We start from the raw sequence: 12,213 nt of genomic DNA on the forward strand, positions 1-12,213 counted from the left end.
TTTCTCTTACATTAGCGAGATCGAGGGCGGCCCCGCGCGCGGACGCGTGCGCTGGCCGATGGTAGTCGCCAGATAAGATCCACGATACGGAGAGAACCGCGCCATGGGCGAGCTGAGGGCCGTCGTATTTTTCATCAACCCGCCGAACAGTAACGATCTGGATGCCGACCGCGCGGGCGAAGCGGACGACATCGTCGTATCGAAGGGTATTCAACATACCGACTGGGCCAATTTCCCGCATCTCGGCATCCTGTCGCTGGCGTCCCATATCGATGCAATGCCCGGCTTCGAAGGCTGTTACATCGACGGCGTGATTCATCCCCTCGACCGCATCCTTTCGGCCATTCGCGAGCGGGCCGGCAGTACGCTCGCCGTCTGTCTCAGCGCGATCACGGCCAATTACGAGGCTGCGATCCGGATCGCCCGCGCGGTCAAATCCATCGATCCGCAGATCGCGATCGTGGTCGGTAATGATCATTTCACGGCATTGAGCCGCGAGATCCTCGATCGCCACGCCGAACTGATCGATTGCGGCTTTGTCGGCAATGAAGTGTATGCCGGCCTGGTCGATTACCTGAAGGATCGGCAGCGATCGCGCGCTGCCGGCATCTACGCCGGTTCGGTCCGTTTTGAATCCGGACGGATCGTCGCCGATCCGGCGATTCAGGAAGCGGTGAACCGCGTAATCGATTACAGCCTGATCGACCGGACCTTGCCGCATACCGCCGTCTACACGGAGAATTTCACGCGACGCCTGGGCGGCCGGATCCTGGCACTGACCGGGCGGCAGGTGCGCAAGGGCGTGCCGGTCGAAATCGGGCGAGGCTGCATCAAGTTCAGCGGCGACGATGCCTGTTCGTTCTGCTCGATCCAGTACGGCAGCATGTGGAAGAACGCGCTGCCTGCGGACCACGCGTGGTCGGTCATCCGCAGCGCATGGGAAGCCGGCTACGATTACCTGTACGTGACGGCCGACGAGTTGCCGCTCACGTTCGCCCGACTGATGCTCGACATGGCAGAGTCGCCGCCGCCCTGGTGGCGCGCATTGCCAGCGGACGCGCGTCCAGTTCTGGTCGGCTACGCGCGCGCGGACGGCATGGAGAAGGAACAGGTGCTGAAAGCCATGCGCGAGATCGGCTTTCGTATCCTGTTCGTCGGCGTCGACGCGGGCGCCGCGCGTTCGCTGCAGGCGCTCAACAAGCCGTTGCGGAACAAGGATCCGGTGGCGGCTGCGCAGCGGATGGCCGACGCCAATCTGCGGGCGCTGCACAACGCGCGCACGCACGGCGTGGCGATCAAGGCGGGATTCGTGCTGGGGCATCTGGGGATGAACGAGGCGTTGCTGGAGGAAAACATCGAAACCTACATCGCTTTTCTGAAGGCCGGGCGGGATGTGATCGTCAGCGCCGACATCGAATTGCTGTCGCCGGAACCGGGCTCGAAGGATTTTCGCTATCTGACCGATCCGGATGAGGCTGAGACGACGTCGGCCCGATTGGGGCTGCCGATCGGAAACCGCTCGCTGCGGCAGGATGTGGCCGACCGTTACCGGAACGTCGATATCTTCGATCGCGAGGCTGCCATCGACGACTATATCGACGTGTTCATGCCCGAACTGTCGAAGGAGCGGCTCGCCGGCGCACGCGATCGGGTGCGCGGCGAATGCGGCCGGCTCGGCATCGTGATCGGGGACGATCTCTGATGTCACCCGAGCAAGCGCTGTTCTTCGGCCTGACCTGCATCGGCTTCGGCTTCATTCCGGGCCCTGCGCTGCTGCAGACTGTGTCGCTGACGCTTCAGCACGGGCGGCGGGCCGGCTTTCTGTCCGCGCTCGGCATTCACCTCGGCGCCTTTTTCCAGATCTGCATCGTGGCACTCGGCGCGGTCGCGGTGCTGAAAGCGTCGCCGATGCTGTATCACGTGCTCAAGGTGGTAGGCGGCGCCTACCTGATCTGGCTCGGCATCCAGCGCATCCGTACGCCTGCCAGGCAGGACGCGGCGATCAACGTGCCGCGCAACGTCGTGTCGTCGAGCGCGTTCATCGAGGCGTCGAATCCGAAATCGGCGCTGTTCTATTTCTCGTTTCTGCTCCAGTTCACCGATCCGGGCGCGTCGCTCGGGCTCGGCTGGCAACTGTTCTTGCTCGGTGCGTGCGCAAACCTGCTGTTCTCCGCTGCCGACGTGCTCTGCATCGTGCTTGCCCATCCGTTGCGCGCCCGCGTGGCATCGGGCGGGCAGGCGCTCCGGATCGGCCAGTTGCTCGCCGGCACGCTGTTCATCGTGTTGGGCGTGATCGCGATCGTCGGCGATTAGCGCGGGAATGCCCGCACGAGGCAACGACCGGCGCGCCGACATCGTGATCCGCTCCGTTGCAGCCATCGCAGCCTCCGGCGCCGGACACCCGTCGGGCCGAAATCGGCGTAACGATCGCGGATGATCGCGAGTGCACGGTCGGCCGTTCCGGCATCCAGCCGGTTGTTGCTCGGCTTCGAGCGCCGTCGCGACACAAGACCTTGCGGTCCATGCTCACGAAGTCGGTCGACCAGACGACGAATCTGTCGCGTCGTCAACTCCAGCCGTTCTGCCGCACGCCATGGCTTGAGCTTGCCGTCGGCTACGTCCTGAATGACCTTGAATCGGTCCAGCTCGCGCATCGTCATCGTGATCCGCTCCGTTGCAGCCATCGCAGCCTCCGGCGCCGGACAACCGGCGGCCGGTCAGCTTACGCGGCCCGAAAGCGGACATCTCTATGTAGCCAAAAGCGGACATCTCTATCTAGCCACTACAACACAAACTATCGATAATTCACGTTATGTCAAGTTTCGCACGGTGGTTTACCGCGAAGCTTCGGGCAATCAAAGCATCCCTGTTCCCGGCAATCCCGCGCCCTGCAACAGCGTAACAAGCCCAGAATCGCGTCCTTCGAAACGCCTGCCATGAGCAGGCGTTTTTTATGGACCTCAATCTGCCGATACACCCGCCGACGCCGAGCGTCCTGCACCCCGCGCCGGGTATTTCTGATCGTCCAGTAAAGGTTTCGGATGTCCCGCGCAACGTCGATCAGTTCCAGCTCAGTCAAACGCGCTCGCTCCAACAACTCCAACTGATCCATGTCACTCTCATGAAGGTAATAAACCGGTTATCGGTAATCACCCTCATGAATTAAGCGGATGCTGTATCAATTATGCGTCACCGGCCGTCAACCGGAATTCGCGGCTATGCCAGACGCGAGTAACGAGCACCTCGTCGTCCAGAACGGCGTACCGCAGGACGTAGGAACTTCGGCCGAATCTTGCCGGCCACTCCCGGAATTCGGCCCGGGGCGCGCCGATGCTAGGATTTTCTGCGACCAGATCGGCCGCTTCCATAATGACCTCAGCCGCACGTTGTGCAGCCGTAGGGCTATTCACGACAAGAAAATCATACAGCCGTGCAATGTCTTCCAGCGCGTCCGGGTGCCAGATCAGCGCGGGCATTCGGTACGCTTCCCTGAGGCGAGATCGGCCAACCACGCGCGAGCGCGTTCATGCTGCACGCCCGGCGTACCAGACAGGTACGAATCGAGTCGCGCGCGATCTACTTCGAGCGACAAGGCGTCCGCACACACCGTCGCGACGTACTCATCGACCGACTGGCCCGACCGGTGCGCCGCTGTAACGATGGCACTTTCCAGCTCCACGGGAAGAGCTACTGTGAGCATATGCATCTCCTATTTTGATACCGGATTATTGTAAACGAGAATCTAAGCGCTTTCCCGTGTAGAGAGCCAGAACACACCTAGTTCCTGCCGCCAAAACGCCTGACAGCGGTCGAGCGTCGCGCCAGCCTGCAACGCCGCCTTGAACGCGAGTTTCAACGCCTCAGCCGGGTCGTTCGACGTGATGTGATCGATCGGCATGACTTCCGGGACGACTACGCCGCGGCTCGTCCAGTACCGCTTTTCGTTCAGCGCGTGCTCCGCGAAATCCTTGGTGATGTACTTCGCCAAATAGGCCGCGAGCTTGTGCCGCAGCCCCTTTTCCTTGAACGGATTCCGCACGTTGACCTGGCCGTTTCCGACGCCCACGATGCTTTGCCAGATCGAGCGCAGCACGCGATAGTTCTGGCGCCCCCGCACCGCGACGTGGAGGTGCCATGCGCCGCGCTTCTGACGTTCCGGCGTCGCCACGTATTGGAAGCTAGAGAGCTTCGACAGGCGACGGCGCAGCGCGTCGAAATCACGCTTCAGGCGGGCTTTGTCCTGCATGTTCTCGCGGTACGTCAACGTGATCATTCGATCCGCCCCAATCGCTTTACAGCGAAGCCGCACCTGTTGCTTGGCGCGTTTCGCGGCGTCCATCAGGTTCGACTCGCTGTTCTCCGACTCGCCGCGCTTCGCCTTGGGCATCGCATTCAAAGACAGCGCGCCCATGTAGCGATCAAACCGCGTCGCCGTCACTTCGACCTGACCGTCACCGAAATTCCGGCCACGGATCACCCACTCTCTACGGAACGGCGAGTAATCGCCTATACTTGCGTCGTGCATTGCAACTCACCTTTGTAATGCGCTGTTTCACCAAGCCCTGACCGTTGCCGCGTTCAGGGCTTTTCTTTTTTCCGAGCCGCCTTTCTGTCCTTGTCCTGCCTACGTTTGCGTCCCTGCCCGTGTCCCGTATCCGTTAAGTGTCCCTAATACAAGTTTAGGGGCCGCGCTGCGCGCGGCCCGCCCGGCGCGCTCTGCTGCGCTGGGCGAGCCGCCCGCAGCCATACCCCCACCTCCCTACCCGCAGCCGCATACGCCCTCTCCTATCGCGCCGGAACCACATCGGCCCCAGCAGGCTTTCAGGAGGGAAGGCATTTCCCCGCCGCGCCTTCGTTGCCCGCGATCGCGAGTACCCGCTACTCGGTCCGGCAAGCCGCGCTGAGCCGCGCGACAACCGCCACGACTCCGCATTACGGCCGTCGCCCTACGTCGCTGCGATTCCGGCCGGACACTCCTAACGCTAGACGCCGGATTTTCCGTTACGATTTCGCTCAAGGTAACGATTAAACTTCTCATCGCTCACGAACGACTTCCAAACAGACTCATCCGCCCAATACACCAAGCGTTCAAGCGCATCAGCTTCCGACACGCCCCCGTCCGCCGCCAACCGCTCCAGCGCACAACGCATCGCCTCATCGACCGTGAAAGTCAGCTTTCGCCGCCGACCCAACTGCGAGTGCGCCGGAATCGCTTCCCGCACCGCATCCGTAACCGTAATCACCCCTTGCCCGGCAGGTTGCGGCGATCGCTGCGCGCCGACAATCTGACACTTCACCGCCTCCAAATCGCGACGGACTTGCGCCAATTCTTCGCGAAGCCGATCGTTTTCCAACACCAGCTCGTCGTAACCATCGGCAGCGGCCGGAATATTTCTTGTTACCGTAACGGGATTGCCAATCGCCTTATTCCGGGCACGGTACGCCGCCTGACGCTGCGCATTCGTCATCGCCCCGCCCGGTTTGCGGGGACGGCCGCGACCGCGCTTTTCCGTTACAGGATCGAGTGGTAACGGGATTGTTTTCGTGTCTTCCTGCTGAATCATCGCGAACACTCCATATCGGCAATGACCATATTTGATGTTACTAGTAACGGAAAATAAAGATATCCGTTACTAGTAACATCAAATTCTCTGTACCTGCAGGACCAGCAGCACCTCTGTGCGCTGCTTCGAACTGGACCGGCCATCAAGGAAGCTCGGCAGCCACGCATAACCGCTACGCGCCGTCGCATTGCGGTCCTGAATCAAGCCGCCCAGCACCACGACCTCGCCATCCTTCAACCGCGTGACCGTCTGTAGCTGGCGCGTGTTCTTCGTCGGCGACGTATCGACGCCGGTTTTCGTCGCGACAAAATCGGAGATTTCCTCATGCACACGCAGCTCGATCGCGTCGCGCATCACGGTCGGCTCGACATCGAAAATCAACCCGGCATCCTGATACGTGATCGATTGAACCGGCGTGCCGCTCGACCCTTGATAGCTCACGCTCGACTGCGTGGGAACCTGCTGCCCGACATTCAGGCGCACCTTTTCACCCGACGCGATCCGGACATGCGGCGAACTGATGACCTTGAACCGCGAATCGGCATTGAGCGCGGATATCGCCGCGTCGATACCCGGCCCCGTGAATCGCACCGCGCTCGAGTCGGATGACGTGTCGCCACTCGAGATACGCAGTTGGCCACCCAGCACCTTCGCCGCAATGCTCCACGCCGAATTGGCGGAATCGGTGTTGGTCACCTCATACGCCCAGCCACGCACCACCACCTCGCCGGGGGCCGTGTCCAGCTCAGGAACCACCTTGCGTAGCAACGCGACCTCATCACGCGAGCCGACGATAACTAGATCACTGCCACGCGCCTGAACACCACCCGCGACCGGTTGAACGAACGGCCCGCTATTTGGCATCGCGGCCGACGCGCCCGGCACCTGTACCGCACCAACAGCATCACCGGCGACCGGGCCGACGGATACGGGCGGTAACATCGAACGTGCACCAATCAACGGCTCGACCAGTTCGCGTAACTCGCTCGCCTTCCGGTATCGCGGCTTGTACACGTACACATCGCGATCCGCTTTCGCGAGCACGGCGCCCGGCTTCTTCATCACGTAATCGACGCCGTTTTTGGTGACCACCTGAAAGCCGAGCGAATCGAGGAAATCCACCATCACATCGCGCACGTCGCGGCTCTGATCGTCCAGGCGGAATGACACAAGGCGAGTGTCGGTCAGCACGTCGGGACCGAGCACATAAGGCGTGCGCATCGCGTCCTGATAGATCAGGTCAACCACCTGCGCCACTGTGACGAACCGCAGATCGAACGCCGTCCCGCGAACGTGCTTGAGCGGCGTGAGCGGCTGTTGCGCAGGCAGAGGCGACGCAGATACCGCAGCGGCCAAACCCGGATCAGCCGGCAGGGTCGGCAACGGCGGAACCGTGCCGGCCGCATGCACCCAACCACTCGACAGCATCAACGCGCCAAGCAGCGCAGCACATCGCCTCATCGCATACCCCCGTTTTGTTCTGTTTTTCCACCTTGCACGCCAGTCCACCCGCTTGCCGTCTTGCCGTCCACATCGCCAACCAGCCGCACGCCCTCGCCGCGAAATTCGGACGATGGAACCGCACGCAACCGGCCGTCCGCCGCGACCACCACGACAAAGGACATCCCGGACACCGCGTAGCGTCCTGCTACCCGCCACTCAGCCGACTTGTTCGCATCAGCGGGACGCGGCGCAGTCGCAGGTTGCGATGACGCAACCGGCCCGGCTACCGTCGCTTCCGGCGCGACGCCGAAGCCCTCATGCGTCTTGTGATAAATCTTCACGGCCAGCACGATGAACACGACCAATGCGACCGGTATAACGAACAGCGCTTTCGGTACGACCGCCTGTTTCTTCGTATGCACTTCCGCACTGGTATAGAGCTTGAACACCTCGCGCGGATAGGACCATTGGCGCTTCACGGCGTCCTTCAAGCTGCTCGGGTTATGGCAGTGATCCCATTCGTACAGCATCGCGCGCTTGAGGCCGAACAGGTTGCGCACATGAACGTGTCGGCCGACGAGATCGCGCACTGTCTTGCTGATCCGCTGCGGATGCTGCGTGATTATGATGAAGTCCACGCCCATATGCCGATGAACGTGCAGTTGCTCGACGTCCGGCGTCGGCTTTTGACTCGCCGTCGTCGGCGGGTAAATGCGCTGCGCCTCATCGATGACGATCAGGTCATGAGCCTGTGCGTTCACATGCCATTGCCGCAACCACGGTTCATCAATCTCGACGTGCTCGACGGCGAGATCGCGAATGCCATCCACCAACACGCGACGCCCCTTTGCCAGCTTCGTCAGGAGCCACACCGCATACAACGTCTTGCCACTACCCGGCACACCCGTAATCAGCGTGATCATTTGCTGAACACCATTTTCGTTGTGGACGTGAGCAGGTAGAACGACACGCGCGCGGACAAGCCGCCGAGCACATAAGCGATGCCGTCGCCGACGCCGCCGAGCGCAAGCACGTTCGCGATATCGGCGGCCAATCCACCGACGCTCGCCGTCATCCACTGGATGACCTGATTCAGCGCCAAATCGATGCCGGTTACGGTCAGGAAGCCGATCCCGAGCGCCGCCAATACGCGCGTGACGATCGGACCAACCAGCGATACAAGCAAGGTCGCCCAACTCATGCCATAAGCCCCATAACGAAGATCAGACCCGCGCCGAGCGCCGACAACATGAGCACCAACGGCCGCAGCCGCACCGCTAGATCGCAGATCGGTTGATAGCTGAACGAGAGATGCCCGCCGAACACATCGACTTCGTAAGGTTGCGGGCAAACGCCGCTGTTCAGGCCGATCGAGATCGGCGACAAAGAAACGCCTTTCGAATCGCGCTTCACGGCAACATCATTCGCACTACCGAGTGGTGCGCAACCGGACGCGTCAGGATGCAAGGCGCATAGATCGGGCGACGGTTGCGGCTTCCCACCGTCTCCGGGATTAGTGCCGGTGCCGGGGTTCGTGCCGGTGCCGGGGTCCGTACCTGTGCCGGGGTTCGTGCCGGTACCGGGATTCGTACCGCTGCCGGGATTCGTACCGCTGCCGGGATTCGTACCGCTGCCGGGGTTCGTGCCGGTGCCGGGATTCGTGCCGGTGCCGGGGTTCGTGCCGGTGCCGGGGTTCGTGCCGGTGCCGGGGTTCGTACCGGTGCCGGGGTTCGTGCCGGTGCCGGGACTCGTACCAGCGCCCGGATTACCGTTCGGCACCGGAAATCCCATCGATCCACCGCCAGCACCCGGACTCACGGACGAGAACTCGCCTACGTTCGGAACCCACTGGGGATTCCGCTGATTCCAAGCATTCACATCGTCCTCGGTAACCGGGTATGTCGGATCGTACGGCACGCCCTGATAACCGGGCTGGGCGCTTGCCTGCTTCCACAGCTCGTTAGCCAGCGCCGCGACAATCTTCGGGTTCACCGGCGCAGCGAGATCGCTTTTAGGCAATTGCTCGACCGCCGACTCTACGGAAATCTGCTCCGTAGGTCCCGTAGGACCCGGCGAGATACATGAGTCCGAGACTGCCATTCCAGAATCGCACGAAATGGTAGAAGCCCTCGGAAGGACAACAAACGTGTATTCCAACGGATCGGGATCCGACACCCCGTAGCGCCGAATTGTGCAAGTGCCCTTCGCCTCATCACAACCGAGGTCCTGATAGTGCACATTCGGCAGCCCCACATTCGCAAAGCTCTTATAGCTATTCTGCATGCATGCCTGCTGCACCAACTTAATGGTGGCGCCCTGAACCGCAATCCCACCACCGCAATTGCTCGCAACCCACGCAGGTTGTCCTTTGACGAGCTTTCCAGCCCGGGGATCCGAAGACGTCGACACGTTCGTCGACGGCGTGGTCGGAAACAGCCAGCGGATCAAGCCACCAAGCGCAATCTGTACAGACGTGCCAACCACCGAGCCGATCGCAGCACACGCGGCAACACCGAAAAATCCACTTCCCAACGCGCAAGCGGCTGTCGTCACACCGCCCGCCATCGCCCCGCCCACGCCGGTGATCGTGTTTATATGCTTCACCGTCGCCTCAGCCACCGCGCCCAAGACGTCATAGCCCCGCTTCGCCTCAGTCGCGGCAATCACGCCCGATAACTGCATCGCAGAACGCGATTCCGTCTCAACCACAACGCGATCAAGTGGCGTAGTCGCTTCAGTCGCCTCAACGATGCGGTCGAGCGGCCCCGCCGGTTTGGCAGTCGTACCCGGCTCCATCACGACATTCCCGCGCGTGTCAAAGCGGACAAGCGCCTTAGGTGCCGGTGCCGGACCAGCCGCATTCGCCGTCGCCAGCGAAGCGAACAGCAGCGCCACGATGAGAAGGTGAATCAGCCTCATGACATCAAGATCAAACCGGCCGTGTACAAGGTGACGACAGTCACCGCGAATTCGATGTAGTACTGGATCACGATTAACTCTCCGAAGCGGAATCCACGAAGCGCCGCATCGCGCGCAGGCCGAACGCGACCGCCAGCACCAGAAGCACCGCGCTACCGACCGCCATACCCGCTTCGATGCCACCCGAGACAGGCGCGCCGCTCGTCGCCCCATCATTGACTAGCGTGAGGTGCGCGACCTGCTGAACACCCGGCGAACCGTCCGACAACGTGCACGGCACTTGAGCGCCAGTCACCGCCGAACCTGAGGCAGCGCCGCACACCACTACGTCGATACCCTGCGCCATGTCCTCTCCAATGAAAAAGCCCCCGGCGCGCCAAGGCATACCGGGGGCCTATCGCGCCGCTCGATCAGCGACCGATGAAGCTGCGCACCGTGCGGTAACCGAACGTCACCGCCGCCAGCGCGAGCACCGCACCGCCGACGAGAACGATGTTCGGGCCAATGCCATTGATGGCGGTCACGACCGACGTCACGTCCATCGTCGGCGTACCCGCGTCCGCCGCGAATGCGCCCACGCTTGCGACCGCCGTAGCTGCTACTGCAATCTGCTTCTTCATTTTCTTTCTCTCTCAGGTTCTGGCCCGGGTGTATGGGGCCGTTCGGGCGGGCCAGCTTCGAACGACCGGTTGCCCATGACGGGCTATGCGGTAGCGTTCGCCGCCGGTTTCGCGGTCGGTCGGCCGAACGGAACGAGCGAGACGATGCGCGGCTCCAACTTGCCTTCCATCGACTGTTGAAGCGCGAATTCCGCGAGATACTCGCCAGCCGGGGAGTCTTTCAGCGCATTCGGCAGGTTGATCGTGCCGACGAGAATCTGCTTGCCGTCACTGCTCTCCTGCTCCAGCACGCATTGCGCCGTGTGGATTTCCCACGGCTGGTTGGTGCGCTTCGAGATACCGCTGCGCGCGACCACTTGCAGAATCGTCAACTTTTGCTTTGCCATCGTCGTTCCTTGGTTTAGGACTGCTATTCACGTTGAGCGGAGCCATTTCGACTCCGGATGCATGCGCGACGAACGCGCTAAACGAAAAAGGTGGACGCTAAGTCAGCCGTCCACAAAACACCGCACTATCCGAGGGTGAGTTGTAGTGCGGTGGACTGCGGGGAACATCACAAACGAAAAACCGAGGTCGAATCGGAACTCTCCTTATAATTTGCCTCGCCTTCTCGCAAAACGCATCCGAATCCGACGAATGAAGGCATCCAACAGGCCGTTGAGCTGGCATCCCAAGACGGTTGAAACCGCTATGAGAAGCACGACCAAGAACACGAAACGACTTGCTTCTGCCTCGCTCACTTCAATCACTCCAGGAACATGAATCCAATCGATCTTTCACCACTCGTCCGCGTAGTCGCCCACGGAATCCTTATCACTATTGGCTGGATCATCGGGATCTCCGCATGGCGATTGAGCTACACAAAAACATCACTGGTTGTCTGCGCCGCTTCTGCTTTAGCGACCGCAGATTTCCTCAACGTGATCTAGTGCGATCTAGAGAAAACGCGTCAGCGTGTCCGACGATGCGCCGACCGCGACGGGAACCAACGTGCAGAGGTCGGGCTTACGACCATCCCGCAGCAGCTTTGCGCGGGCCTTTTCACGAGCGCTTTCGGCGCTTCGTGCACTGACATCGATGACGGCAACGCGGTTGTGGCCGCACTGCGTGTAGGCATGAACTTGGTATTTCGGCACCACCTACCCCCGTTTGGTTGTGAACTGGCCCCATCAGCGCGGGGGTTTACCTTTCCCGGCACCCTGCTAGACTGCTGGAAAATCCCGGCTGAGATAATCTCACGTGGGATAGTAATCACACGTGAGATATTTGACAAGGACTTTCAGATGAAAAGCGCCAAATACTTGGATGCTGTTATGGAGCTACGCGGCTTAAAGAATGACCGAAAGCTGGCGGAATACCTTGGAATTGCACAAAACACCGTCAGCAATTACCGGACAGGCAAGCGGTTTATGGACAACGAGACGTGTCTACGCGTTGCTGAAGCATTGAATATGGATAATCCCCTGCCGGTTATCATGGCGGCCGACATGGATCGGGCGGAGAAGGTTGGCGAGCATTCCGTATGGGAGCGCTTTCTCCCGAAGCTGGCAAGCATGACTCTCACTGCCGCCCTATTCACTGGTGTCACAAATTTTGTGACGCCCTCTTCCGCTCAAGCCGCGACCCATCAAGAAAATGGGGTCGCAGCAATTCACGTTATGTAAAAT

Annotated in this window: 16 protein-coding genes and 1 pseudogene; 4 read left to right on the forward strand and 13 right to left on the reverse strand. The window is 61.0% G+C overall.

Annotation, left to right across the window (positions count from 1 at the left end):
* Positions 1-103: 103 nt before the first annotated feature.
* Positions 104-1,702, forward strand: a complete 1,599-nt coding sequence (locus SB786_RS21110) for a B12-binding domain-containing radical SAM protein (protein ID WP_410729178.1) — start codon at positions 104-106, stop codon at positions 1,700-1,702.
* Entirely contained in the window at positions 1,702-2,313 is a 612-nt protein-coding gene (locus SB786_RS21115; protein ID WP_410729180.1) for a LysE family translocator, read from the forward strand. Before SB786_RS21110 ends, SB786_RS21115 begins: the two co-directional genes overlap by 1 nt.
* Before the next feature lie 89 nt (positions 2,314-2,402).
* Here the strand turns inward: SB786_RS21115 and SB786_RS21120 are convergent.
* A pseudogene (locus tag SB786_RS21120) lies at positions 2,403-2,684 on the reverse strand (helix-turn-helix domain-containing protein); the annotation flags it as partial.
* A gap of 269 nt (positions 2,685-2,953) precedes the next feature.
* Here SB786_RS21120 and SB786_RS21125 point away from each other — a divergent pair.
* Entirely contained in the window at positions 2,954-3,166 is a 213-nt protein-coding gene (locus tag SB786_RS21125) for a hypothetical protein (RefSeq protein WP_410729181.1), read from the forward strand.
* A gap of 16 nt (positions 3,167-3,182) precedes the next feature.
* Here SB786_RS21125 and SB786_RS21130 read toward each other — a convergent pair whose 3' ends face one another.
* The 12 genes from SB786_RS21130 to SB786_RS21185 all read right to left on the reverse strand — a co-directional run bounded on the left by SB786_RS21130 (position 3,183) and on the right by SB786_RS21185 (position 11,682).
* Entirely contained in the window at positions 3,183-3,476 is a 294-nt protein-coding gene (locus SB786_RS21130; RefSeq protein ID WP_410729182.1) for a type II toxin-antitoxin system RelE/ParE family toxin, read from the reverse strand.
* Complete coding sequence (locus SB786_RS21135; protein WP_410729183.1) at positions 3,464-3,700, reverse strand: hypothetical protein; 237 nt, start codon at positions 3,698-3,700, stop codon at positions 3,464-3,466. The genes SB786_RS21130 and SB786_RS21135 overlap by 13 nt, the downstream gene beginning before the upstream one ends.
* A gap of 42 nt (positions 3,701-3,742) precedes the next feature.
* Positions 3,743-4,525, reverse strand: a complete 783-nt coding sequence (locus SB786_RS21140; protein ID WP_410729184.1) for a hypothetical protein — start codon at positions 4,523-4,525, stop codon at positions 3,743-3,745.
* A 457-nt stretch (positions 4,526-4,982) separates the two neighbouring features.
* The gene (locus tag SB786_RS21145; protein WP_410729185.1) at positions 4,983-5,564 is read right to left on the reverse strand and encodes a hypothetical protein; all 582 of its coding nucleotides are present in this window, start codon (positions 5,562-5,564) and stop codon (positions 4,983-4,985) included.
* 78 nt (positions 5,565-5,642) lie between these two features.
* Positions 5,643-7,025 carry a type II secretion system protein GspD gene (locus SB786_RS21150; protein ID WP_410729305.1) on the reverse strand — a complete coding sequence of 461 codons (1,383 nt, stop codon included), beginning with the start codon at positions 7,023-7,025 and terminating at the stop codon, positions 5,643-5,645.
* Complete coding sequence (locus SB786_RS21155) at positions 7,022-7,930, reverse strand: zonular occludens toxin domain-containing protein (RefSeq protein ID WP_410729186.1); 909 nt, start codon at positions 7,928-7,930, stop codon at positions 7,022-7,024. Before SB786_RS21155 ends, SB786_RS21150 begins: the two co-directional genes overlap by 4 nt.
* A complete protein-coding gene (locus tag SB786_RS21160) occupies positions 7,927-8,208 on the reverse strand; it encodes a DUF2523 family protein (protein ID WP_006758379.1) in 282 nt (93 codons plus the stop codon). The genes SB786_RS21155 and SB786_RS21160 overlap by 4 nt, the downstream gene beginning before the upstream one ends.
* A complete protein-coding gene (locus SB786_RS21165) occupies positions 8,205-9,926 on the reverse strand; it encodes a virulence factor TspB C-terminal domain-related protein (protein WP_410729187.1) in 1,722 nt (573 codons plus the stop codon). Before SB786_RS21165 ends, SB786_RS21160 begins: the two co-directional genes overlap by 4 nt.
* A 73-nt stretch (positions 9,927-9,999) precedes the next feature.
* Positions 10,000-10,272 carry a hypothetical protein gene (locus SB786_RS21170; RefSeq protein ID WP_410729188.1) on the reverse strand — a complete coding sequence of 91 codons (273 nt, stop codon included), beginning with the start codon at positions 10,270-10,272 and terminating at the stop codon, positions 10,000-10,002.
* 64 nt (positions 10,273-10,336) lie between these two features.
* Positions 10,337-10,546 carry a major capsid protein gene (locus tag SB786_RS21175; protein ID WP_410729189.1) on the reverse strand — a complete coding sequence of 70 codons (210 nt, stop codon included), beginning with the start codon at positions 10,544-10,546 and terminating at the stop codon, positions 10,337-10,339.
* Positions 10,547-10,629: 83 nt separating this feature from the next.
* Positions 10,630-10,932, reverse strand: a complete 303-nt coding sequence (locus SB786_RS21180; protein ID WP_410729190.1) for a cellulose synthase — start codon at positions 10,930-10,932, stop codon at positions 10,630-10,632.
* 549 nt (positions 10,933-11,481) lie between these two features.
* Positions 11,482-11,682, reverse strand: coding sequence for a hypothetical protein (locus tag SB786_RS21185; RefSeq protein WP_410729191.1), 201 nt, complete (start codon positions 11,680-11,682; stop codon positions 11,482-11,484).
* 147 nt (positions 11,683-11,829) lie between these two features.
* Between SB786_RS21185 and SB786_RS21190 the strand changes: the two genes are divergently transcribed.
* Positions 11,830-12,210: a helix-turn-helix domain-containing protein gene (locus SB786_RS21190; RefSeq protein ID WP_410729192.1), complete on the forward strand. Its 381-nt coding sequence runs from the start codon at positions 11,830-11,832 to the stop codon at positions 12,208-12,210.
* Positions 12,211-12,213: the final 3 nt, after the last annotated feature.

Source organism: Burkholderia sp. SIMBA_062 (assembly GCF_046534765.1).
Taxonomy (GTDB): domain Bacteria; phylum Pseudomonadota; class Gammaproteobacteria; order Burkholderiales; family Burkholderiaceae; genus Burkholderia; species Burkholderia ambifaria.